Origin of the sequence: Niveispirillum sp. KHB5.9, from assembly GCF_048066115.1 — a bacterium.
In the GTDB taxonomy this organism is placed as follows: Bacteria; Pseudomonadota; Alphaproteobacteria; order Azospirillales; family Azospirillaceae; genus Niveispirillum.
This window is the reverse complement of sequence record NZ_JBLTYX010000005.1, coordinates 1-22,820: the sequence shown is the minus strand read 5'-3', so window position 1 is coordinate 22,820 and position 22,820 is coordinate 1. Positions and strand designations below refer to the sequence as shown.

The following is a 22,820-nucleotide window of genomic DNA, read 5'->3' as shown; positions in this document are numbered from 1 at the left end:
AAAGCGTTTCAAGGGAGGATGACATGTCCGACGCGATCAACCGCCACTGGCTGCTGCTGGACCGCCCCAAGGGCGGCAATTTCAGCGAGGTCCTGTCGCTGCGCGAGGCGCCGGCGCCCAATGCCGGCGAGGGCCAGATCCGGGTGCGCACGGTCTATCTGTCGCTGGACCCGACCAATGCGGTGTGGATGCAGTATGACAGCTATCTGCCGGCCGTGCCGCTGAACAGCATCATGCGCGGCCTGGTGCTGGGCGTGGTGGATCAGTCCAACCACGCCAAGTTCAAGGTCGGCGACATCGTCACCGGCATGGGTGGCTGGGCCGATTACACCGTGGCCGATGGGGCATCCTTCGGGCGGGTGCCCAACATCCCGGGCCTGCCGCTGCTGGCCTATATGGGCCCGCTGGGCATGACCGGCGCCACCGCCTATTTCGGCCTGCTGGATGTAGGCCGGCCGAAGGAGGGGGAGACGGTCGTGGTTTCCGCCGCCGCCGGGGCCGTGGGCTCCCTGGTCGGGCAGATCGCCAAGCTGAAGGGCTGCCGCGCCGTCGGCATCGCCGGATCGGCCGATAAATGCGCCTGGCTGACGGGTGAACTGGGCTATGACGCCGCCGTCAATTACAAGGAAAAGGGCTGGCAGAAGGCCCTGAAGAATGCTGTGCCGAACGGCATCGACATCTATTTCGAGAATGTCGGCGGTGAGATCGCGGAAACGGCGCTGAGCCTGTTGAACCTGCGCGGCCGCATCCCGTTCTGCGGCGCCATCAGCCAGTACAACGCCACCGAGCCGCCCACCGGCCTGCGCAACCTGTCCGTCCTGGTCAGCCGCCGGGCGCGGATGGAGGGCTTCCTGGTGATGGATTACGCCCCGCGCATGGCGGAGATGTATGCCGAGATGGGCCCCTGGCTGGCCGCCGGGCAGATCAAGTGGAAGGTGGAACTGGACCAGGGTCTGGAGAACACGCTCACCTCCTTCGCCAAGCTGTTCAATGGCGGCAATACCGGCAAGCTGGCCCTGCAGGTCTCGGACGAGCCGGTGCGGTGAGGAGGGGGTTTACCCTCTCCCTCCCACCCGCGTTAGCGGGTGGGAGGGAGAGGGCAGGACAAGGACCTCGCAGCCAAAATTTCCCTCCCTCGCCCGCTTGCGGGAGAGGGAGGGAGAGGGTTCTCCCTACTCCGCATCCCCCTGGTGCCCCGGTGCCGCCACCTGGAACGCGTCCAGCGTCTGGCAATGGGCATCGATGGCAACCAGCTTCGGATAGGCCGTCAGGTCCACGCCGAATCGCCGTGCATTGAACATCTGCGGAACCAGACACAGGTCGGCGAAGCTGGGCGCGTGCCCCAGGCAGAAATCCGGCCCTTCCACCATCTGTTCCAGGGCCGTGAACCCTTCCGCGACCCAATGTGCGATCCAGGCCTTCACCGCCTCATCGCCCAGACCCAGGGACCCGCGCAGATAATTCAGCACCCGCAGATTGTTCAACGGGTGGATATCGGCCACCACGGCCAGCGCCATGGCCCGCACCTTGGCGCGACCTGCCGGATCGGCCGGCAGCAAGGGCGGTGTCGGCTGCCTCTCCTCCAGATATTCCAGGATCGCCAGCGATTGCGGGATCACCGCGTCGCCATCAACCAGCGTCGGCACCAGCCCCTGCGGGTTCAGGTCGCGATACGCCTCGTGGCGCTGCTGCCCGCCATCCTTCAGCAGATGGACATAGGCCGGGTCCCATTGGATGCCCTTCAGCGCCAGCGCGATGCGGACGCGATAGGCGGCGGATGATCGGAAATAGGTGTGGAGCTGCATCATCGTGGTATCACCAGCCTTGAGTTTGCGAGGGGAGGTGGGCGATGGCCCGTCCGTTGGAAGGCAGGATAGCATTGGTCACCGGTGCCTCGCGCGGCATCGGTTCCGCCATCGCCGAACGGCTGGCCCGTGACGGGGCGGATGTGGCCGTGCATTACGGATCACACCGGCAGTCGGCGGAAGATCTGGCCGAACGCTGCCGCACCGACCATGGCGTACGGGGCCAGGCCTTCCAGGCGGATCTGGCCGACCTGTCGGATGCGGGCGGGGCCGTCGCCCTGTTCGCCGCGGTCACGGCGGCGCTGGGCGTGCCCGACATCGTCGTCAACAATGCCGGCACCGGCCGCTTCGCGCCCATCCAGGAGATCAAGGCCCAGGAACTGGCCCAGGTCCTGGCCGTAAACGCCGCCACGCCGCTGCTGCTGGCGCGCGAAGCGGCGAAGGCGATGAAGCCGGGTGGGCGCATCATCAATATCGGCAGCGTCATCACCGACATGCCCGTGGGGCAGCGAGCGGTCTATGCCGCGTCCAAGGGGGCCGTGCATGCCATGACCGGCGTGCTGGCCCAGGAATTGGGGCCGCTGGGCATCAATATCAACACGGTCGCCCCCGGCGTGACCGCCACCGACCGGTTCAAGTCCGGCGACCGGTCCCGTGAGGGGGAGATCACAAGCCGCACCGCCCTGCGCCGGATCGGGGAGCCCGAGGATATCGCCGCCGTGGTGGCTTGGCTGGCCGGCCCCGACGCGGCCTGGATCACGGGCGAGGTGATTCGGGCCAGCGGCGGGTTGCGGGGGCTTTAGCCTTCGTATTTCTGCACCACCTGATCGATGGCGCCGAACACGGAGCGGCCGTCCTTGTCCTGCATCTCGATCCGCACCCGGTCGCCGAAGCGCAGGAACGGCGTGCCGGGCTTGCCGTCGCGGATGGTCTCGATGGTGCGGATCTCCGCGATGCAGCTGTATCCCAGGCCGCCTTCCGCCACGGGCCGGCCGGCACCGCCATCCGGGTCCTTGTTGGACACGGTCCCCGACCCGATGATGGTGCCGGCCGACAAGGGGCGCGTCTTGGCCGCGTGCGCCACCAGGGTGGGGAAATCGAAGGTCATGTCGACCCCGGCATTGGGGCGGCCGAAGGGCTGGCCATTGATCGACGACAGCAGCGCCAGGTGCAGCTTGCCGCCATCCCAGGCGTCGCCCAGGCTGTCGGGCGTCACCGCCACGGGGCTGAAGGCGCTGCTGGGTTTGGACTGGAAGAAGCCGAAGCCCTTGCCCAGCTCGTTGGGGATCAGGCCGCGAAGCGACACATCGTTGACCAGCATCACCAGCCGGATATGCGCCCTGGCCTGTTCCGGCGTCACGCCCATGGGCACGTCGCCGGTGATGACGGCCACTTCGCCTTCCAGGTCGATGCCATAGGCCTCGTCCGCCATCAGGATCGGGTCGTGGGGTGACAGGAAACTGTCGGACCCGCCCTGGTACATCAGCGGGTCAGTCCAGAAGCTGGGCGGCATCTCGGCATTGCGGGCCTTCCGCACCAGCTCGACATGGTTCACATAGGCCGATCCATCCGCCCATTGATAGGCGCGCGGCAGCGGGCTGGCGCAGTCGGTCTCATCGAACGGCTGACCGTCGATCCCATTGCCGTTCAGCTTGGCCGCGACGGCAGCCAAGGCCGGGGCCACGCTGTCCCAATGGTCGAGCGCCTGTTGCAGGGTCGTTGCGATCTCAGGCACGGCCACATAGCGGGACAGGTCGTCGGACACCACGACCAAGCGGCCGTCACGGCCCTGTTGCAGGGAGGCGAGTTTCATGGGGCTGGATCTCCGGTTTGAAGCGGCGCCGGTTGCGGCGATATGCGTTTCAGGCTATATAGCCTGGATGGAATGGACGATCATTCTGCATCCGGATTTCGATCCGGAATTCGATGCGCTGGAAATCGTGGTCCGCCGCGAACTCCTGGCGTTGGTAAGCCTGCTGGACGGTTCGGTCCCCAACTGGGGCGTCCGCAGGTCGATACGCTGGAAGGGTCCAGGCACGCGAACATGAAGGAGCTCCTGTTCCGGGCGGGCGATGGGGTCTGGCGTGTGGCCTTCGCATTCGATCCGGAACGCAAGGCCATCCTGCTTGTCGCAGGGGACAAGTCCGGTGTCGTGTCGGGCCGGTTCTATACCGGGCTGATCCGCAGGGCGGATGCCCGGTTCGATGATCATCTGCAGCGCCTGAAGCGGCATTGAGAGAAAGACAGGAGCGATCCATGGCAAGGACGTTAGAAGACATTATGGTCGCCCTTCCGCCCGATGAGCGCGCCCGTGTGGAAGCCCGCGCCGAGGAACTGCTGGCCGAGGTCGAAAGCCTGGGCGAATTGCGGCGGCTGGCGGACCAGACGCAGGAGCAGATCGCGGATTCCCTGGGCATCAGCCAACCTTCCGTCTCCAAGATCGAACGCCAAACCGATCTCTACCTGTCCACCCTGCGCCGCTTTGTGGAGGCCGCAGGCGGGACGTTGGAAATCCGGGTGGAGTTCCCCGGCAAGCAACCCTTGCGGCTCACCGGGCTTGGCGCCATCGCCGATTAGAGCGTTTCAGGGAAACGCTCCGGCGGCGACTGCCGCCGGATGGCGGCGCCGGCGTTTGAGGAACACCAAACCTAAGGCTTCACCCGCCAGCTGTCGGCATAGGCATGGTTTTCCACGCCTTCGGGCATACCCGCCACCTCCAGCGCGTCGCGGGTATCGACCATCACGGCGTACTCGTCGGTGGCGGCCTTGGGCTGCACCAGCATCTTGCCCAGCGCCTTGGGGTGGGGGCCATGGGTGAAGCCCGACGGGTGGAAGGTCATCATGCCGGCCTTGATGTTGTCGCGGCTGAAAAAGTCGCCGGCATGGTAGAACAGCACCTCGTCATAATCGTCGTTATTGTGGAAGAACGGGATCTTGATGGCGCCCTCGTCCGTCTCGAACGGGCGCGGGGCGAAGGTGCAGACGACGAAGCGGTTGGCGACAAACGTCGTATGGGCGCTGGGCGGCAGGTGATAGCGGTGGCTCATCAGCGGCCGCACATCCTTGACGTTCAGCCGCACCGGCGCCAAGTCACCCTTCCAGCCCACGGCGTCCAGCGGATTGAATGGATATGTCACCGTGCTGATGGCGCCCCGCCGCTTGACCAGCACGCGCCAGGAACCACCGGGACCGGTGTCGGTCTGCTGGTCCAGGAAGGCTTGGTCGATCTTCGGCGTGTCCAGGATGGCGGGGTCGAACACCGCATGCGGGCCGACGATGCCGCGGTCGGGCAGCTGATAGACCGACCCCGTGGCTTCGATCAGCAACGCCGTTACCGGCCGGCTGGGGACCAGACGCCACATGCTGCCGCGCGGCAGCACGACGTAATCGCCCGCCGTCACGCTCAGGTGGCCATAGTCACAGAACAGCTCGCCCTCGCCCTCATGCACGAAGATCAGGTCGTCGCCGTCGCCATTGCGGGCCAGATGGTCCATGGGCTTGTCACACCGCCACATGCGCATGCGGCAATGGGCGTTGAACAAAACCTCCTTCGCCGCCCATGGTCCCCCCGACAGGCCCTCGATCAGCTGGTTCAGGTCGAAGGCGCGGGGGCGCAGCGGGCCTTCCCAGCTGGTCCAGCCGGTGGGGGCGTTGCGATGGTACATGTGGGTAGCGGGGCCGAAGAAGCCTTCACGGCCCAGTTCGCGTTCGAACGTGCCGGGCGGCAGGTCGGCATGGGCCTGGCGCGAGGCATCGCCCTCGATCCGGGGGAAAGAGATGTACCGGCGCATGCGCGTCCTCCACTCTGTTCGAATACCGTTTCATATGAAACGAATATGGCTGATCACAGAGCCCCTTGCAAGTCCGCTTTGCACAGGCCACCCTTGGGCCATGCTCGACCTTGACGATTTCCTGCCCTATCGCCTGAATGTCCTGGCCAAGCGCGTCAGCCGCGAGCTGGCGCGCCGGTACGAGGCGCAGTTCGGCATTTCCATCCCCGAATGGCGCGTGATGGCGATCCTGGGGCGCGAACAGCCCCTGTCGTCCAACGACATCGTCGAACGCTCCGCCATGGACAAGGCCAAGGTCAGCCGGGCCGTCACCTCGCTGGTGGAGGCGGGCCTCCTGTCGCGCGACACGCACCCGTCGGACCAGCGGCTGCTGCGCCTGTCCTTCACCCCGGCCGGGCGGACACTTTACGACAGGATCGCCCCCCTGGCGTTGGAGTGGCAGCAGCGCTGGCTGAACTGCCTGGACGAGGGGGAACTGGCCCAATTCAAGGCCTTGTCGGGCAAGCTGGAGACGCAGCTGGAACAGCTGGCACGGGACGTTTTGTGACCGGATTGCCTATCCTTACGGCATCTTCGAAAATTGTCGCGATTGTGCCCCTTACGGGGTTGTTTCAACGCGGTAATGAATGCTTAACTGCTTGACATGAAAGGGGCCGGTTTCGGACCACCGGCCTTGGTTGAACAGGGGAATTACAGACGATGAGCCTTCGCCTCCAGGGGGCGGCCGCCATGGCCGCCGCACTCCTTGCCTTTACCGCCGCCCCGGCTATTGCCGGCCCGACATTGGACGCGGTCAAGAGCAAGGGACAGCTCACCTGCGGCGTGAATACCGGCCTTCCAGGATTCTCCAGCCCCGACAGCCAGGGCAAGTGGACCGGCCTGGACGTGGATGTGTGCAAGGCCGTGGCCGCCGCCATCCTGAACGACACCAGCAAGATCCGCTACACACCGCTCTCGGCGCAGCAGCGCCTGACCGCCCTGCAATCGGGCGAGATCGATCTGCTGGTGCGCAACACCACCTGGTCGCTGACCCGCGATGCCCAGGGACTGGATTTCGCCCCCGTCGTCTATTATGACGGCCAGGGCCTGATGGTGGCGAAGAGCCTGGGCGTGACCAGCGCCAAACAGTTGGACGGCGCCACCGTCTGCGTGCAGCCGGGCACCACCACCGAACTGAACCTGGCCGACTGGTTCCGCGCCCACAACCTGTCCTTCAAGCCCGTGGTGATCGAGGCGCTGGACGAGGTGAACGCCGCCTTCTTCTCCGGTCGCTGCGATGTGCTGACCACCGATATTTCCGGCCTGGCCGGCGTGCGTGCGTCGGTCGCTTCCAACCCCGACGATTTCATCATCCTGCCGGAGGTGATGTCGAAGGAGCCGCTGGCCCCCGTGGTACGCCATGGCGACAACCAGTGGCGCGATATCGTGGCTTGGACCATCTACGCCCTGATCGAGGCGGAGGAGAAGGGCATTACCCAGGCCAATGTCGATGCCAAGCTGAAGGACGTGGACCCGTCGGTGCAGCGCCTGCTGGGCGCGCAGGGCGACCTGGGGCCGGGTCTGGGGCTGGACAAGGCCTGGGCCTATCGCGCCATCAAGGCCGTGGGCAATTATGGCGAGATTTTCGAGCGCAATATCGGCAAGAAGACGCCGCTGAAGCTGGACCGCGGCCTGAACGCGCTGTGGACCAATGGCGGGCTGATGTACGCCCCGCCCGTCCGCTGATCCTGCCGGAACCCGCCCCCATATGACGGACCGCCAGGCGCCCGCATCCACCAAGGCCGCAGCCCCCCCCGGGCCTGCGGCCTTTCACCTGTCCATCAACAATCCCGTGGTCCGCGCCATCCTGTGGCAGATCGTGCTGGGCCTGGCCGTGGTGCTGGTCGGCTGGTTCCTGGTGGGCAACACCATGGACAATCTGGCCCGCCTGTCCATCGCATCGGGCTTCGGCTTCCTGGACCGGGAGGCCGGATTCCAGATCGGCGAAAGCCTGGTCGAATTCGGGCCGCAGGACCATTATTCCACGGCCTTCCTGGTCGGCATCCTCAACACCCTGAAAATCTCCGGCATCGGCATCGTGCTGGCCACGGTGCTGGGCGTGGTGCTGGGTGTGGCGCGGCTGTCGTCCAACTGGCTGGTGGCGCGCATCGCATCCTTCTATGTGGAAACGGTGCGCAACGTCCCACTGCTGTTGCAGTTGTTCCTCTGGTACGCGCTGCTGACCGAGGGGCTGCCGGGCCCGCGTCAGGCGTTCGAACCGCTGCCCGGCATCTTCCTGTCCAACCGCGGGCTGAAGCTGCCGGCGCCGGCCGATGATCCGATCTGGGCCTGGGTGGCGGCCATCTTCGGCCTGGGCATCATCCTGACCCTGGTCATCGCCGCCTGGAACAACAAGCGTCAGGCGACCACCGGCAAGCGCCTGCCCATGCTGCCCATCGGGTCCGGCCTGATCGTGGGCCTGCCGCTGCTGGTGCTGCTGGCCGGTGGCGGCGGGGCCATCGATATGCCGGTTCTGCAGGGGTTCAATTTCCGCGGCGGCATGACCCTGTCGCCGGAATTCGCCGCCTTGCTGTTCGGCCTGGTGATCTATACCGCCGCCTTCATCGGCGAGATCGTGCGGTCGGGCATCCTGGCCGTGCCCAGGGGCCAGACGGAGGCGGCGACGGCGCTGGGCCTGACAAGGGCGCAACTGCTGCGCCTCGTGATCCTGCCGCAGGCGCTGCGCGTCATCATCCCGCCCACCACCAGCCAGTATCTGAACCTGACGAAGAACAGCTCGCTGGCGGTCGCCATCGGCTATCCCGACTTCGTCTCCATCGCCAATACCACCATCAACCAGACCGGTCAGGCGGTGGAGGGCGTGCTGTCGATCATGGCGGCCTATCTGATCATCAGCCTCAGCCTGTCCTTCCTGATGAACTGGTACAACAGCCGCGTGGCGCTGGTGGAGCGGTGAGATGAGCATGACAGAGACCCCCACCGAACGCGCCGCCCCCATCCGCCCCAACCAGGGGCTGATCGCGTGGCTGCGCGCCAACCTGTTCTCCACCTGGTACAATGCCCTGTTGACCCTGGCGATCGTCTGGCTGCTGGCGCGGGCCATTCCGGGTCTCATCGACTGGGCCCTGGTCAAGGCCAGCTGGTCGGGCGACGCGGCGGCGTGCCGAGAGGCCGGTGGTGCCTGCTGGGCTTTCCTGGCGGAGAAATGGCGCTTCATCCTGTTCGGCACCTTTCCGGATGACCAGCATTGGCGCCCGACCCTGGCCATCCTGGCGATGATCGCCACCCTGGTCGTGTCGGCCGACCGGCGCATGTGGGGCCGGCCGCTGCTCTATATCTGGGGCGTGGGTCTGGGTCTGTCGGCCCTGCTGATGTTCGGCGGCGTGCTGGGCATGGATTATGTGCCGACCGAACTGTGGGGTGGCCTGCCGCTGACCTTGACGCTGTCCATCGTCGGGCTGGTGGCCAGCTTTCCGCTGGGCGTGCTGCTGGCCCTGGGCCGCACATCCGACCTGCCGGTGATGCGCGGCCTGTCGGTCGTCTATATCGAGCTGGTGCGCGGCGTTCCGCTGATCTCCATCCTGTTCATGGCGTCCGTCATGCTGCCGCTGTTCCTGCCGGCGGGCGTGTCCATCGACAAGGTGCTGCGGGCACTCATCGGCATCTGCCTGTTCTCCGCTGCTTATGTGGCGGAGGTGGTGCGTGCGGGTTTGCAGGCCATCCCCAAGGGACAGGTGGAGGCGGCACAAGCTTTGGGCCTGGGCTATTGGCAGCGCCAGCGCCTGATCATCCTGCCCCAAGCCCTGTCGCTGGTGATCCCGCCGCTGGTGAATTCCTTCATCGCCAGCTTCAAGGATACCAGCCTGGTCATCGTCATCGGCCTGCTGGACCTGCTGTCCACCGCCAAGTCGGCCCTGACCGATCCCGCCTGGCGCGGCTTCTACAAGGAGGCCTACCTGTTCGTGGGCCTGATCTATCTGGCCTTCTGCTACGCCCTGTCCCGCTACAGCCGGTACCTGGAGACCGTCCTTGGGCAGGGGAGGCGGCGGTGAAAATCACGCTCCCTCCCGCTCTGCAAGAGTTTATCCGCCAAAAGGTGGAAACCGGGGAATACCCGTCAGAAAGCGGGGTCGTTCAGGCGGCGCTTGGTTATATGCAGCACGCAACCGATCACGAACGCCTCGAAGCGCTTCGCCGCGCAATTCAGGCAGGGGTTGATAGTGGCAGCGCCGGTCCCCTCAATCTGGAAGAGATGCTCGTCAAGGCCCGGGAACGTTACGCCGCGCGCCATACCGACACGGAGTTTTCTGAATGACCGCTGAGCCCATCATCGAACTGCGCGGCCTGAACAAGTGGTACGGCGCCTTCCATGTGCTGCGCGACGTGAACCTCCAGGTGAACAAGGGGGAGCGGATCGTGATCTGCGGCCCGTCGGGGTCCGGCAAGTCCACGACCATCCGCTGCATCAACCGGCTGGAGGAACATCAGGCCGGTGAGATCATCGTCAAGGGCGTGCCGCTGGATGATGACGTCCGCCATGTGGAAAGCATCCGCCGCGATGTCGGCATGGTGTTCCAGCAGTTCAACCTGTTCCCGCACCTGACCGTGCTGGAGAACTGCATCTTGGCGCCGATGTGGGTGAAGAAGCTGCCGCGTGCCGAAGCCGAGGCCAAGGCCCGCCAGCTGCTGGAACGCGTGCGCATCCCCGATCAGGCCCTGAAATACCCGGGCCAGCTGTCGGGCGGCCAGCAGCAGCGCGTGGCCATCGCCCGGGCGCTGTGCATGGACCCGTCCATCATGCTGTTCGACGAGCCGACCAGTGCCTTGGACCCCGAAATGGTCAAGGAGGTGCTGGACGTGATGAGCGATCTGGCGGCATCCGGCATGACCATGCTGGTCGTCACGCACGAGATGGGCTTTGCCCGCCGCATGGCCGACCGGGTGGTGTTCATGGACAAGGGCGAGATCGTGGAGGTCGCACCGCCCGACCAGTTCTTCGACAATCCCCAGAACGACCGCACCCGCACCTTCCTGGGCCAGGTGCTGAGCCACTGAGGTCATCTCAGACCCGCTCCCGTTGAGTTCAACTCATCGGGAGCGGGTACGGCGGCGACCGCCGCCGCGCCGCACGTGCGGCGTAGCCAAGCCGCGGACGCGGCGCCGGCGATTGACGCCCGGTGATCACCCATGATCACCGGGAACCGGCATAAATACCGAGCGGCGCTATGGCGCACCCACAGGTGCATTGAAACATCGCCCCCGATCCGCCATTTTTATCGGTGAACATTGTTCCGGTGGCGAAGGGTTTCCCCTTGGCCACCGTATAAGGATGCAGGGGCGGTGCGGCCGGCGGCACGTTGACGGGCCGGTGATGCAAAGTGTCAAGGAGCGTTGGTCATGAAGTTCACATCGAAAACGACCATCCGGGGCCTGATCGCCGCCGGTGCGCTGCTGGGGCTTTCCGCCTGCGCCAACCCCCAGGCCGATCAGGCGCTCTATGCGCAGAACGCCTTTGTGGGCATGCCCAAGCAGTTTCTGCTGACCTGCGCCGGCGTACCGACGCGCAGCGCCACGGTCGACAATGTCGACTATTACACCTACACGTCGGAACGGCTGGTCACCACGCCGTCCCCCGGCCCGCGCTTCAGCGCCGCCTTCGGCTATTACCGGCCCTGGTCGCCCTGGTATGGCTGGGGCATGGGCTTCGACGATTATCCGGAAACGGAGACCCGCGACTGCCAGGCCACCTTCACCCTGAAGGACGGCGTCGTGCAGCGCATCGTCTATAACAGCGCCAGCGACGGACAGTCGGCCCGGCTGGGCCAATGCTACCGCATCGTCGAGAACTGCCTAGCCATGGTGCCGCAGCAGGGTCAGCCGAAGTAACTTCCCCGGAAAGTCCCACCGGTCGAATATTTCGACCGGTGGGATCACACGCCAATGGCAAAGCCTTCGCACGGTTCAGCCATTTCCGACCGGCACGGGAACCTGAAAAAGGCTACCGCCGGCCGAACAGCCGCTCGATATCGCCCAGCTTCAACTCGACATAGGTGGGGCGGCCATGGTTGCACTGGCCGGAATGGGGCGTGGCCTCCATCTGGCGCAGCAGCGCATTCATCTCCTCCACATTCATCGGCCGGCCGGCCCGGACGGAGCCGTGGCAGGCCATGCGGGAGCAGATGGCGTCCAGCTTCTCCTTCAGCGCATGGGCATCGCCCATCTCCGCCAGTTCGTCGGCGATGTCGCGCACCAGGCCGCGCACATCGGCCCGCGCGCCCAGCATGGCCGGCACCTCGCGCACCACGACCGCACCCGACCCGAAGCTTTCCAGCACCAGGCCCATTTCCGCCAGCTCGTGCGACCGCTCACCCACCCGTTCGGCATCGGCGGGGTCCAGTTCCACCACTTCGGGGATCAGCAGCCCCTGGCGCTTCACCCCATCGCCCAGCATCTCCTTCTTCATCCGCTCATAGACCAGCCGTTCATGGGCGGCGTGCTGGTCGACGATGACGATGCCATTGTCGGTCTGGGCGACGATATAGGTAGCGTGCAGCTGCGCCCGCGCCGCGCCTAAGGGGAAGCTGGGCGCGGTGGCCGCGATAGCATCGGCTTCCTCCATCCGCGCCGCCGGGGCGAAATCGGCGGGGGCTGAGGCGGTGCGCATCTGCGGCGCCTGGAACTGCCAGGCGGCCTCCGCCATCTCCCGGTTCACCGGCGGCGGGGCATGGTGCTGCTGGGCATAGGGCGGCGGTGCCGTCGGGCGCTGCGGTTCCCAGAACAGGCTGGTCTGCGGCGCCACGCGCGGGGTCAGGCTGGCCAGCGTGTCGGCGGCCACCGTGGTGCTGGCGCGGTGGCCGGCGGCGGCCAGGGCGTGCTTCAGGGCACCGACGATCAGGCCGCGGATCAGCGCCTGATCGCGGAACCGCACCTCCGTCTTGGCGGGATGGACATTCACATCCACGTCATGCGGGTTCAGCGTCAGGAACAGGGCCAGCACCGGATGCCGGTCGCGCGCCAGGAAATCGGCATAGGCACCGCGCACCGCCCCCACCATCAGCCGGTCCTTCACCGGCCGCCCATTGACGAACAGATACTGGCCGGCCGATGTCGGCTTGTTATAGGTGGGCAGGCCGATGTGCCCGACCAGCCGCACGCCGGCGCGTTCGGCATCGACGGGAATGGCATTCTCCTGGAACTCGCGCCCCAGCACCGCGCCCAGCCGGCCCAGCCGCGCCACCTCCTCCTCACCCGTGCAGGATGTCAGGCGCACGGGCGTGCGCCCCTCATCCGTCACGGTGAAGGCGACATGGGGATGGGCCATGGCGAGGCGCTCCACCACATCGACGGCATGCTGGCTTTCGGTGCGGCTGCCCTTCAGGAATTTCAGGCGGGCCGGCGTGGCGAAGAACAGGTCGCGCACCTCCACCCGCGTGCCCAGCCCACCCGGCGCCGGACCCACCGGATGGACGGTGCCACCCTCCACCAGGATGGCGCTGGCATGGTCGGCGGCGTCGGTACGGCTGGTGATGGTCAGGCGGCTGACGGCGCCGATGCTGGGCAGCGCCTCCCCCCGGAAGCCCAGGGTACGGATATCGGTCAGGTCGCCATCGGGCAGCTTCGACGTGGCATGCCGTTCCACCGACAAAGCCAGCTGTTCCGGCTCCATCCCGCAACCATCATCGGCCACGGACAGCAGCGCCTTGCCGCCATCGCGGAGCGTGACGTCGATGCGGCGCGCACCGGCATCCAGCGCATTCTCCACCAGCTCCTTCACGGCAGCGGCAGGACGCTCCACCACCTCGCCGGCGGCGATCTGGTTGACGAGATTATCGGGAAGGCGACGGATGATCGGCATGGGACGGTCATAGCACCGATGGGGTGCCACCGCCAAGCCGGCCACAAGTTATGGGTCTAACCGGGCAGCTTAATGCCGACGACTTCTGCCATTTGCTCCCGCCGCACCTTGGTGCCGGCCAGCCGCGCCCCGGTCAGGTCCATCTCCTTCAGATCCGCCAGCAGCAGGTTGGCGAAGGACAGGTCGGCACCGGCGAAATTGGCCTTCACCAGCCGCGCGCCCGACAGGTTGGCATAGCGCAGCTTGGCGCCGGCCAGTTCGCTGCGCACGAAGCGGGTGGCGTCGATCTTCAGGAAACCCAGATTGGCCTCCGACAGGTTGGCATTGCCCAGCATGGCGTCGGTCAGGTTGATGCCGCGCAGGTCGCAGCCCGACAAGTTGGCCCCACGCAGATCGGCACCAGCCAGATTGCCCACCTGGATTTGCGCTGCCGACAGGTCCATGCCGTACAGGATGACGCCCGGTGCGTGCAGACGCGTCAGGCAGGCATGCGACAGGCTGCCCGCATCACGCAGGTCATAGCCGGTCAGGTCCAGGGCCAATCCCGCCTGTCCCGCCGTGCCCACCCATTCGGCATGCAGCTTCAGCATCTGGTCCAGGGGGCGGGGCAAGGCGCTGGCGGGTTTGCCGGCCGGCTTGTCGGTAAGCGCGCCTGCCATATCGGCATTGGCCAGTTCCGTCATTACCAGCACGGCACCGGTCAGCACCGCCCCTTTCAGGCTGGCGCCGCGCACATCGGCGCCCGACATGTCGGCCCCTTCCAGGATGGCGCCATCCAGGGTGGCGTTGCGCAGATTGGCGCGCACCAGCTTGGTCCCGCGCATTACAGCGTCGGTGAAGTCGGTATGCATGGCCACCGCCCCCGACAGCTTGGCCTGGGACAGGTTGGCATTGGCCAGCTTGGCACCCTGCATGTCGGCGGGGCTGGCGTCGCTTTCCACCACCACGATCTTCAGGCTGCCATCGGCGGCGCGTTCGGCCAGCGACCCGTCGCGCAGATCGGCGCTGACAAGGTTGGCCCCGGTCAGATCGGCCCCGCGCAGGCTGGCCCCGCGCAGATCGACCTTCACCAGCGAGGCACCGGTCATGTTCGCCTCCCGCAGATCGGCGGCGAACAGGGTGCAGCAATCCAGGTTGGCATTGGAGAGATTGGCCCGGCGCAGGATGCAGCCGGTCAGGTCGGCATGGGCGAGATCGCGGCCCGACAGGTTCAGTCCGGACAGGTCGTAATTGGCCAGCACGGCGCGGGCCCCGCCCATGCGGGCGTTCCGGAACATCTCATGCCGTTTCAGGATGGCATCCAGCTGTTCCTGTGTCGCCTTGTAATGGGCCCTCTGATCGGCCAATTCCGCTTCTCCCGGCTTCTTCTGTTTCAATCATGAGCCATTCTGTGCCGGTCGTTGCAAAGGAATAGTGAATCCGGGGTGCGGCTTGGCTTTGTCACACCTGCCTGTCGGCGGGCCGCCGGACCAGGGCCACCAGGGCGTATGAGATAAGCATCAGCAGGAACCAGGATCCGAACTTCGCGAAGGATACCATCGCCCATCCCTGTTTCTGGCTGGGATAGATCCAGGCGCCGGCAAAGGTGCCCAGGTTTTCCGCGAACCAGATGAACAGGGCCACCAGGGCGAACCCGACCAGCAGCGGCATGCGCCGGTCCTGCTCCCACACCCGGAAATAGATCCAGCAGCGCCCGAAGATCAGCCCCGCCAGCGCGAACAGGCCCCAGCGCAAATCCCACCAGAAATGATGCAGGAAGAAGTTCGCATAGATGGCGGCGGCAAATGCCAGAACGGCCCATAGCGGCGGATGGTGGCTGAAGCGGAAATCGAACAGGCGCCAGGCCCGGGCGATGTAGGAGCCGACGGCGGCATACATGAAGCCGGTGAACAGCGGCACACCGCCGATCCGCAGTAAACTGTCCTCCGGATAGACCCAGGAGCCCATGGTGGTCTTGAAGATTTCCATGCCGGTGCCGACCAGATGGAAGATCAGGATGACCAGCGCCTCGTCCCTGGTCTCCAGCCTGAACCGGATCAGCGCCACCTGCAGCGCCAGCGCCGCGATGGTCAGGAAATCATACCGGGGCAAAGCCGCGTCGCGCGGATAGAACATGTATGTGGCCAGCAGCAACGCCAGCATCAGCCCGCCATAAAGACAGGCCCAGGCCTGCTTCACCCCGAAACGCAGGAATTCATAAAGCCCGGCGACCCATGGTCCCCGCGCCTTGGCGGCATCCCCCAGTGCCGCCTCGCGCGTGATGAACCGGGATAGCAGGGGCCAGTCGCTTGTGCCGCTGGGCGGGTGGGGTTTCAGCATGGGCGGACCGGTCGGGAAAGAGGGAGGCGGCTTTGTGACAGACGGGCGCGGCGGAAAGATGGCGCTGACGGGGGGCGTACGGAGGGGAGCCTACATTTATTGAAAACTTTAGATTGTTTTATTGACAAGACGCATAAACTTTACAAAGCATAGCAGCCTATCCGCTTATAAACTTTAGGTGGTGTCATGACTTATAACCTTTATCAGCTGCATAGTGACGGTTCGATCTGGGGATATGTGGGTCCGGCCATCACCGGATGGACGAAGCTAGGCGACAATCCGCAGACGGTGCAGATCGCCACCGATGAGTCCAGCGGGGCGCTGTACCAGCTGGGCAATGACGGCACGATTTCCATTTACGAGGGGACACCCCTGACCGGCTGGAAGCAGCTGGCCAGCAACGGTGCTGTTGCCATCACCGCCGGCAAGGGCGGGCTCTACCAGCTGCAAACCACTGGCATGATCTTGTCCTATAACGGTACCGGCTGGACCGTGATCGACACGAACCCGCTGACCGTCGTCATCACCGTCGATCAATCGAACGGCAATCTGTATCAGCAGCACAATGATGGCAGTGTCTGGCTGTATGATGGAACGCCGCTGACCGGCTGGACCAAGCTGAACCCGGACAATCCGGCATTCGCGGTGACGGCCGGGTCAGGACTGGTTCATATCCTGACGGGCACCGGCGACGTGATGGTGAATGGCGGGCCCGGTTCCACCAGCTGGGCCACCATCCAGAGCGGCACGTCCATCAGCAGCGTGGGGATCGCGGTCGACCAGTCGAACGGGCAGCTCTATCAGTTGCAGAACATCAACAAGGGGCCGCTCTACGCACAGAATGGAAGCATCTGGCAATATACACCCGGTGCCTCCAGCAGCTGGCTGGAGATCGATAACAACCCGATCGTGGTTTCGATCACCGCCGGCGGCGGCTCCGTCTATCAGTTGCATAATGACGGATCGATCTGGATCTATACCTCGCCGCCCATTTCCGGATGGGAGAAGCTGGACGTCAACCCGCTGACGGTGGCCATCCTGGCGGGCGGCGGCACGGCGCGCCGAGGGGCGTTCAATGTCGCGGTCGGCGGCTACCAGCCCAACCCGTTCGCCCCCAACCAGATGATGTCGGCGGGCGGGGGGAAACTTTCCCCCGATGGCACACTCATGTCCGTCAACGGCGCCACCAACCTGACGCTCTGGTACAACCCGAACAGCCAGGACGGGGCCTCACTGATCAATTACCGTGTCACCCAGATCAATGGTGTCATCTACAAGTACCAGATCAATGCCTATGCGGGTGCCTTCAAGATTGTCGGATCACTTCATATCACCAGCACGGATGCGACTGGCGATACATATGAAGTGGAGGTCATCAGCAACGCACCCTCGCAGCACAGCGTTTCCTACAACAGCTCCAATCCGGCGATCGTGAGCCTGATCCTCGCCGGTGATGCGCTGGAATAATCAGGCTTCCCGTGCCGCCGGCCGGGCAAGGATCGTCCCTGTCCAGCCGGCGGCACGCCTCATGCCACTGGTATCACCCCACCTTGCCCGCATTCACGATGCCGACCAGTCCGGCCGTGCTGGCATCGTGCGGTTTGGGGGCCTCGCCTTCCAGTTCCGGCAGAATGACCTTGGCCAGCTGCTTGCCCAGCTCCACACCCCACTGGTCGAAGCTGTTGATGTTCCAGACGATGCCCTGCACGAACACCTTGTGCTCATAGAGCGCCACCAGCATGCCCAGGCGGTACGGGTCCAGCTGGTCGACCAGGATCGTATTGGTCGGCCGGTTACCGGTGAACACCTTGTGCGGGGCCAGGGCGTCCAGGGCGGCACCCGCCTTGCCCTCCTTCTCCAGCTCCGCCCGCACTTCGGTTGCGTTCTTGCCGCGCATCAGGGCTTCGGTCTGGGCCAGCGTGTTGGACAGCAGCATGGCATGGTGCCGGCCGGTCGGGTTCTGGCTGTTGACCGGCGCGATGAAATCGCAGGGGATCAGGTGCGTGCCCTGGTGGATCAGCTGGTAGAAGGCGTGCTGGCCGTTGGTGCCCGGCTCACCGAAGATGATGGGGCCGGTGGCGTAATCCACTTCGTTGCCGTCGCGATCGACCGACTTGCCGTTGCTCTCCATGTCCAGCTGCTGGAGATAGGCCGGCAGGCGGGCCAGATATTGGTCATAGGGCAGGACGGCATGGGCCGCCGATCCCCAGAAATTGCCGTACCACACGCCCAGCAGGCCCATGATCACCGGCATGTTCTGCGCCAGCGGAGCGGTGCGGAAATGCTCGTCCATGGCATGGGCGCCGGCCAGCAGTTCCCCGAACTTCTCCGGCCCCACCATCAGCGCGATGGGCAGGCCGATGGAGGACCACAGGCTGTAGCGTCCGCCAACCCAATCCCAGAAGCCGAACATGTTGTCGGTATCAATGCCGAACTTCGACACTTCCACAGCATTGGTGGACACGGCCACGAAATGCCTGGCTACCCCGGCCTCGTCCCCACCGTTGGCCAGGAACCAGTCGCGCGCCGTGTGGGCGTTGGCCAGCGTTTCCTGTGTCGTGAAGGTCTTGGACGCGATGATGAACAGGGTGGTGGCCGGATCGACGCGGCGCAGCACCTCGGCGATATGCGTGCCATCGACGTTGGAGACGAAATGCGCCTGGAGATGCGGGTGGTGCCAGGGCGTCAGTGCCTGGGTCACCATCACCGGACCCAGGTCGGACCCGCCGATGCCGATATTGACGATGTCGGTGATCGGCTGCCCGTCATGGCCGCGCCATTCGCCGTCGCGCACCTTGTGGCAGAAGGAATAGAGCCGGGCCAGCACCTCATGCACGCCCGTCATCACATCCTGTCCGTCCACCAGGATGGGGCGGTCGATGCGGTTGCGCAGGGCCACATGCAGGACGGCGCGATCCTCGGTGATGTTGATGCGCTGGCCGGCGAACATGGCGTCGCGCATCTCTTCCAGCTTCTGCTGCCGGGCCAGACCGGTCAGCAGCGACAGCGTCTCGTCCGTCACCCGGTTCTTGGCATAATCCAGCAGCATGCCCTCGACAGTGATGCGATAGCGGTCGAAGCGGCCGGGATCGGTGGCGAACAGATCGCGCATCGCGGTGCCTTCCAGGGCGCTGCGGTGGGCGGCCAGGGCCTGCCATGCGGGGGAACGGGTCAGGGCGGACATGGGGTTCTCTCCGGCCGAAGCGTGAGGGTCTGCCTGCGATTGATAGCATGCCCACCACCGCCCACAAGCCCGCAACCGCGATAAATCCGTGATGGTTACCGATTTTGACGATGCGTGGTCATGTTGTAACGGTAAATCGATCCTGTATCGATTTCTGTAACCGCGTTACATTGCGCAGCCTGTTCAAAAGGCCTCCGGATCGCCCTCGAACGGGGCGGGCATGCCGACGCGATAGCCCTTGTCCTGGTTGAACCGCATGCCGGCCTTGGCCATGGCCATCTTCTCACTGGCCGCCCAGACCATGTAGCGCCGGCCGGATTTCCAGGACTGTGTTACCTCTTCGGGCGCGTTGCGGGCTAGGCTGTTGAAGTCGGGATGGCTGATGGCCATGACGAAGGCCATGTCGCCGACATTCTTGCGCTCATCGAACACATAGATCTGGGTCTCGGCGGCCTTGTCATGCTCGGCCTGGACCTCGCCCTCGTCGATCTGGCCGTTCAGGCGGGCCAACTCCTCCTGCATCTGCCGCTCCTCGCGCCGCAGCGCCAGGGTCGCGGCCGCCCGTTCGCGCACGGCCTTGCTGGCATTGCCCACCCGGCTCTGCTGACCCTCATGCATCTTGCGGGCGCGGTGCATGCGCTTGCGGGTATGGGCGGTCATCTGCAGGGCCACGACCCCACCGCCCAGGACGCCGAACCACAGTGGCAGACTGTCGAAGAGATTGGCCAGCATCAGGTGAGCCCCCGTTCCTGCGCGGCGGCATGCAGTTCCGCACTTTCCAGCGCCGTCAAATCCTCTTCCCCGCCGCTATGCGGTTCGGATATCTCGGCGATGAAAAAGCCGGTGGCGGGCGGGAACGCCTTCTCCGCCAGGATCTTGGCATCGCCGATGGTGGGGGCCCAGATCACGGCCTGCTGCGTGCGCGACCAGCCGCGCGACAGGAAGGGATGTTCCTTCTGCTCCATCTGGGCCCGCTGCACATGGCGATTCACGATCTGGGCAACGAACTTGCGGGCCGGCCGTTCAGCCCGCAGGAATGCCTCCTCCTCCCCCAGCGCGCGCATCAGCTGCGAGCGGGCGACCTTCAGGTCCATGATCTTCTTGTTGACCATGTAGTGGCGGCGGCGGGCCGACTTCACCTCGGCATCCAGCTTCACCAGCTTGGGCAGCATCTTGTCCTTCCGCGCTTGCAGACGCTGGGCCAGGATGTTCAGCTTCTGCATGCGCCCGTCCAGGCCCGCACCCTGCTGCCGGTTGCGAACCGCACTTTCCGCGGCACTGGCGATACCGGAACCCAACAGATAGGCGATGCCGGAGATCACGAAAAAGGCGATCACGGCTTCGGTCAGTTTTTCGAGCATGCTTGACGGTCTCCGGCGACCATCCCGGCCACCGGCACGATTATAGATCGAAGCCGGGGGAAGGCGGAAGATTTTGTTAACCGCGCACGAACGGCCCGGAGACACGTCAAGGCCGGCGGCTGCCCGGCGCTTGAGAAAACAAGGACACTGGCCGGCGACCGCCGGCCTGCGCCAAGTGGCGCGCGAGCCAAGCCGCCGGATGGCGGCGCCCGGCGCCTGAGGGAACAAAAATCACGCTGCGCGCAGGCGGGTCAGGAAGCCGTCGATGGCCTGCCCCAGCTGGTCGGCATCGCTGTCCAGGGCACCGGCCGTGGCGCCCACCTGGGTGGCGGCACCGCCGGTCTCACCCGCCGCCTGGGTCACGCCAGTGATGGTGTCCGCCACTTCCTGCGTGCTGCGGGCGGCATCTGACGCGCTGCGGGCGATCTCATGCGTGGCCTGGCCCTGCTGGGACACGGCGGCCAGGATCATTTCCGACACTTCGCTGATCTCGCGGATGGTGGCGCCGATCCGGTTCATGGCCTCCACGCCCTTTTCGGTGCGGACCTGGATGGCGCCGATCTGGGTGCTGATCTCTTCGGTGGCCTTGGCGGTCTGGCCGGCCAGTGCCTTCACTTCCGAAGCGACAACGGCGAAACCCTTGCCGGCATCCCCTGCCCGCGCCGCCTCGATCGTGGCGTTCAGGGCCAGCAGGTTGGTCTGGCTGGCAATGGCGTTGATCAGTTCCACCACCTTGCCGATGCGGCCGGCGGCTTCGGCCAGTTCGGCCATGGAACGGCCGGTCTCGTCGGCTTCCTGGCGGGCGCGGCCGGCAATGGTGGCGGACTGGCCCACCTGACGGTCGACCTCGGCCACGCTGGCGGCCAGTTCCTCCGCCGCGGCGGCCATGGTCTGCACGCTGGCCGTGGCCCGTTCCACCATCGTGGCGACATGGCGGGACTTGGCGCCGGAATCCTCCGCCGTGTGGCGCATGGCGTCGGACGCGTCCAGCATATCCTGTGATGCCTTGCCCAGGCGGGTGGCGAGTGCGCGTACATCCGCCTCGAACGTGTCGGCCAGACGGCGCTGGGCGGTGATCAGGCTCCAGGTCAGCATCGGGCCCAGATAGCGGCCGCGATTGTCGCGGACGGCGGCGATGCGGATATCCAGCCATTCGGTACCCAGCTGCATCTGGCCGCGCCATGGCAGCTGTTCCGGCCGGGTAACGACCTGGCCGATCTCACCCCGGTCGGCCTGGAAGATGTTGAGATGGCGGCCGACCGGATCGGTGATGTTGCCCGGCAGCGATGCGGACAGTGTCGGCAGGGCTTCCATCGTGGCGTTGTTGGCATAGACGATGGTGAAATCCTTGGACGCGTCGGCCAGCATGACATTCAGCGGCATGTCATCCACCACCTGCTTCAGGCGGAAAGCCTCGACCACGGCGGTGCGCAAATCCAGGGCGGCGCGCTGCATGCGGCCGATCTCGTCCTGGCGGTTGCCGGCTTCCGGCGGCACGGCGTCGGCATCACCCCCCGCCAGCTTCTCCAGCAGGTCGGACAGGGCCAGCAGCGGCCGGCCGGCCCAGCGGCGCATCAGCCACCAGCAGACAGCACCCAACAGGACAGCGATACCGACGGAGATCAGCAGCAGGGTACGCTTCAGCGCCTCCACCGGTGCCATGAAGCGCGCCTTTTCCACGCCCGTGTAAAGCACGCCGATGACGGTACCCTGTGCGTCCTTGATCGGGTCATAGGCGGTCAGATAGGTGACGCCCAGGACCTCCGCCTCGCCGCGATAGGTCTTCGCCTGATTGACGACAGCCTCATAGGCCGGGTTGCGGGCCAGATTGGTGCCCACGGCGCGGCTGCCGTCCGGCTTCTTCACATTGGTGGCGATGCGCGTGGCCTCGCCCTTGTCGATCACGAAGATGGTGGCGGTGCTGCCGGCGATGCGGCTGACATTGTCCACCGGCTCGAAAAAGCCGTTCAGGGCCTTGTCCCCGGCGTAAAGCACATTGCCGTCGCGGCGATAGGGGGCACCCACCCCTTGCAGCACCTGCCAGGCGACGCGCATGGCCTGATCCTGCTGTTCGGCCCCTGCGGCCCGTGCGTAATCATCCACCAGCCGATGGCTGACCAGCAGCAATGTCGCCGCCAGCAAAGCCATGGACAGGATGGAAAGAACAACAATACGGGCCGAAAGGCTGAGATGAAGCCGGATCATGATCTGCGTATCCAAATGGAAAATCCGCCAGAGGCGGACTTCATGGGATGGGCCGAAGGTGATCGGACAATGCTGCAGCGCAAAACATAATAATTAATTAAGCGAATTGCTTTAACGCCCAACCTTTCCGTTAAGGCCGTATACGATTTCGCATAGGCGTGGAAGCTTCTGCATGATTTTATGGCTGCCTGCGCATTTTTATATCTTCAAGGCACAAAAAAGGCGGCCGCTCCATTGCGGCCGCCATCCAGTCAATCGGAAACCATGGAACCGGTCAGACGATCCGGTGTTCCGGCGCCC

At 65.3% G+C, this 22,820-nt stretch carries 23 protein-coding genes; 13 read left to right on the top strand and 10 right to left on the bottom strand.

Features of this window, described 5'->3' with window-relative positions; genetic code table 11:
* Positions 1-23: 23 nt before the first annotated feature.
* Positions 24-1,046 carry an NADP-dependent oxidoreductase gene (locus ACM9HJ_RS10830; RefSeq protein WP_416571739.1) on the top strand — a complete coding sequence of 341 codons (1,023 nt, stop codon included), beginning with the start codon at positions 24-26 and terminating at the stop codon, positions 1,044-1,046.
* 126 nt (positions 1,047-1,172) lie between these two features.
* Here the strand turns inward: ACM9HJ_RS10830 and maiA are convergent, their stop codons facing one another.
* The gene (gene maiA, locus ACM9HJ_RS10825) at positions 1,173-1,808 is read right to left on the bottom strand and encodes a maleylacetoacetate isomerase (RefSeq protein WP_416571738.1); all 636 of its coding nucleotides are present in this window, start codon (positions 1,806-1,808) and stop codon (positions 1,173-1,175) included.
* 41 nt (positions 1,809-1,849) lie between these two features.
* On the opposite strand from maiA, the gene ACM9HJ_RS10820 reads away from it, so the two are divergent.
* On the top strand, positions 1,850-2,608 hold the full coding sequence (locus ACM9HJ_RS10820) for an SDR family oxidoreductase (RefSeq protein WP_416571737.1): 759 nt from the start codon (positions 1,850-1,852) through the stop codon (positions 2,606-2,608).
* Here the strand turns inward: ACM9HJ_RS10820 and ACM9HJ_RS10815 are convergent.
* Positions 2,605-3,618 (bottom strand): fumarylacetoacetate hydrolase family protein, encoded by a 1,014-nt coding sequence (locus ACM9HJ_RS10815; RefSeq protein WP_416571736.1) that lies wholly within the window; start codon positions 3,616-3,618, stop codon positions 2,605-2,607. The genes ACM9HJ_RS10820 and ACM9HJ_RS10815 overlap by 4 nt on opposite strands.
* Between ACM9HJ_RS10815 and ACM9HJ_RS10810 the strand changes: the two genes are divergently transcribed.
* From ACM9HJ_RS10810 to ACM9HJ_RS10800, 3 genes are read left to right on the top strand one after another with little or no spacing between them, the layout of a single operon-like run.
* Entirely contained in the window at positions 3,617-3,853 is a 237-nt protein-coding gene (locus ACM9HJ_RS10810) for a hypothetical protein (protein ID WP_416571987.1), read from the top strand. The two genes, ACM9HJ_RS10815 and ACM9HJ_RS10810, sit on opposite strands and share 2 nt — an antisense overlap.
* A complete protein-coding gene (locus tag ACM9HJ_RS10805) occupies positions 3,802-4,041 on the top strand; it encodes a type II toxin-antitoxin system RelE/ParE family toxin (protein WP_416571980.1) in 240 nt (79 codons plus the stop codon). The genes ACM9HJ_RS10810 and ACM9HJ_RS10805 overlap by 52 nt, the downstream gene beginning before the upstream one ends.
* A gap of 20 nt (positions 4,042-4,061) precedes the next feature.
* Positions 4,062-4,382, top strand: a complete 321-nt coding sequence (locus ACM9HJ_RS10800) for an XRE family transcriptional regulator (RefSeq protein WP_416571735.1) — start codon at positions 4,062-4,064, stop codon at positions 4,380-4,382.
* A 71-nt stretch (positions 4,383-4,453) separates the two neighbouring features.
* On the opposite strand, the gene ACM9HJ_RS10795 is transcribed toward ACM9HJ_RS10800, so the two are convergent.
* The gene (locus ACM9HJ_RS10795) at positions 4,454-5,596 is read right to left on the bottom strand and encodes a homogentisate 1,2-dioxygenase (RefSeq protein ID WP_416571734.1); all 1,143 of its coding nucleotides are present in this window, start codon (positions 5,594-5,596) and stop codon (positions 4,454-4,456) included.
* A 100-nt stretch (positions 5,597-5,696) separates the two neighbouring features.
* Here ACM9HJ_RS10795 and ACM9HJ_RS10790 point away from each other — a divergent pair, with 100 nt between their 5' ends.
* From ACM9HJ_RS10790 to ACM9HJ_RS10760, 7 genes are all read left to right on the top strand, one after another.
* Positions 5,697-6,143 carry a MarR family winged helix-turn-helix transcriptional regulator gene (locus ACM9HJ_RS10790; RefSeq protein ID WP_416571733.1) on the top strand — a complete coding sequence of 149 codons (447 nt, stop codon included), beginning with the start codon at positions 5,697-5,699 and terminating at the stop codon, positions 6,141-6,143.
* 152 nt (positions 6,144-6,295) lie between these two features.
* Positions 6,296-7,321 (top strand): amino acid ABC transporter substrate-binding protein, encoded by a 1,026-nt coding sequence (locus ACM9HJ_RS10785; protein ID WP_416571732.1) that lies wholly within the window; start codon positions 6,296-6,298, stop codon positions 7,319-7,321.
* A gap of 22 nt (positions 7,322-7,343) precedes the next feature.
* On the top strand, positions 7,344-8,552 hold the full coding sequence (locus ACM9HJ_RS10780; protein WP_416571731.1) for an amino acid ABC transporter permease: 1,209 nt from the start codon (positions 7,344-7,346) through the stop codon (positions 8,550-8,552).
* Position 8,553: 1 nt separating this feature from the next.
* A complete protein-coding gene (locus ACM9HJ_RS10775) occupies positions 8,554-9,648 on the top strand; it encodes an amino acid ABC transporter permease (RefSeq protein WP_416571730.1) in 1,095 nt (364 codons plus the stop codon).
* Positions 9,645-9,911, top strand: a complete 267-nt coding sequence (locus ACM9HJ_RS10770) for a type II toxin-antitoxin system ParD family antitoxin (protein WP_416571729.1) — start codon at positions 9,645-9,647, stop codon at positions 9,909-9,911. Before ACM9HJ_RS10775 ends, ACM9HJ_RS10770 begins: the two co-directional genes overlap by 4 nt.
* The gene (locus ACM9HJ_RS10765; protein ID WP_416571728.1) at positions 9,908-10,651 is read left to right on the top strand and encodes an amino acid ABC transporter ATP-binding protein; all 744 of its coding nucleotides are present in this window, start codon (positions 9,908-9,910) and stop codon (positions 10,649-10,651) included. Before ACM9HJ_RS10770 ends, ACM9HJ_RS10765 begins: the two co-directional genes overlap by 4 nt.
* A 342-nt stretch (positions 10,652-10,993) precedes the next feature.
* Entirely contained in the window at positions 10,994-11,482 is a 489-nt protein-coding gene (locus ACM9HJ_RS10760; RefSeq protein ID WP_416571727.1) for a hypothetical protein, read from the top strand.
* A 112-nt stretch (positions 11,483-11,594) separates the two neighbouring features.
* On the opposite strand, the gene mutL is transcribed toward ACM9HJ_RS10760, so the two are convergent.
* The 3 genes from mutL to ACM9HJ_RS10745 form a co-directional block, all read right to left on the bottom strand.
* Positions 11,595-13,451 (bottom strand): DNA mismatch repair endonuclease MutL, encoded by a 1,857-nt coding sequence (gene mutL / locus ACM9HJ_RS10755; RefSeq protein WP_416571726.1) that lies wholly within the window; start codon positions 13,449-13,451, stop codon positions 11,595-11,597.
* Between the two features lie 56 nt (positions 13,452-13,507).
* Positions 13,508-14,797 (bottom strand): pentapeptide repeat-containing protein, encoded by a 1,290-nt coding sequence (locus tag ACM9HJ_RS10750; RefSeq protein ID WP_416571725.1) that lies wholly within the window; start codon positions 14,795-14,797, stop codon positions 13,508-13,510.
* A gap of 94 nt (positions 14,798-14,891) precedes the next feature.
* The gene (locus ACM9HJ_RS10745) at positions 14,892-15,770 is read right to left on the bottom strand and encodes a DUF817 domain-containing protein (RefSeq protein WP_416571724.1); all 879 of its coding nucleotides are present in this window, start codon (positions 15,768-15,770) and stop codon (positions 14,892-14,894) included.
* 186 nt (positions 15,771-15,956) lie between these two features.
* On the opposite strand from ACM9HJ_RS10745, the gene ACM9HJ_RS10740 reads away from it, so the two are divergent.
* A complete protein-coding gene (locus ACM9HJ_RS10740) occupies positions 15,957-17,237 on the top strand; it encodes a hypothetical protein (RefSeq protein WP_416571723.1) in 1,281 nt (426 codons plus the stop codon).
* A gap of 73 nt (positions 17,238-17,310) precedes the next feature.
* Here ACM9HJ_RS10740 and pgi read toward each other — a convergent pair whose 3' ends face one another.
* The 4 genes from pgi to ACM9HJ_RS10720 form a co-directional block, all read right to left on the bottom strand.
* Complete coding sequence (gene pgi, locus ACM9HJ_RS10735; RefSeq protein WP_416571722.1) at positions 17,311-18,954, bottom strand: glucose-6-phosphate isomerase; 1,644 nt, start codon at positions 18,952-18,954, stop codon at positions 17,311-17,313.
* A 183-nt stretch (positions 18,955-19,137) separates the two neighbouring features.
* Positions 19,138-19,686 carry a hypothetical protein gene (locus ACM9HJ_RS10730; RefSeq protein ID WP_416571721.1) on the bottom strand — a complete coding sequence of 183 codons (549 nt, stop codon included), beginning with the start codon at positions 19,684-19,686 and terminating at the stop codon, positions 19,138-19,140.
* Positions 19,686-20,315 (bottom strand): hypothetical protein, encoded by a 630-nt coding sequence (locus ACM9HJ_RS10725; protein WP_416571720.1) that lies wholly within the window; start codon positions 20,313-20,315, stop codon positions 19,686-19,688. Before ACM9HJ_RS10725 ends, ACM9HJ_RS10730 begins: the two co-directional genes overlap by 1 nt.
* A gap of 231 nt (positions 20,316-20,546) precedes the next feature.
* Positions 20,547-22,520 (bottom strand): methyl-accepting chemotaxis protein, encoded by a 1,974-nt coding sequence (locus tag ACM9HJ_RS10720; protein ID WP_416571719.1) that lies wholly within the window; start codon positions 22,518-22,520, stop codon positions 20,547-20,549.
* Between the last annotated feature and the right edge of the window lie 300 nt (positions 22,521-22,820).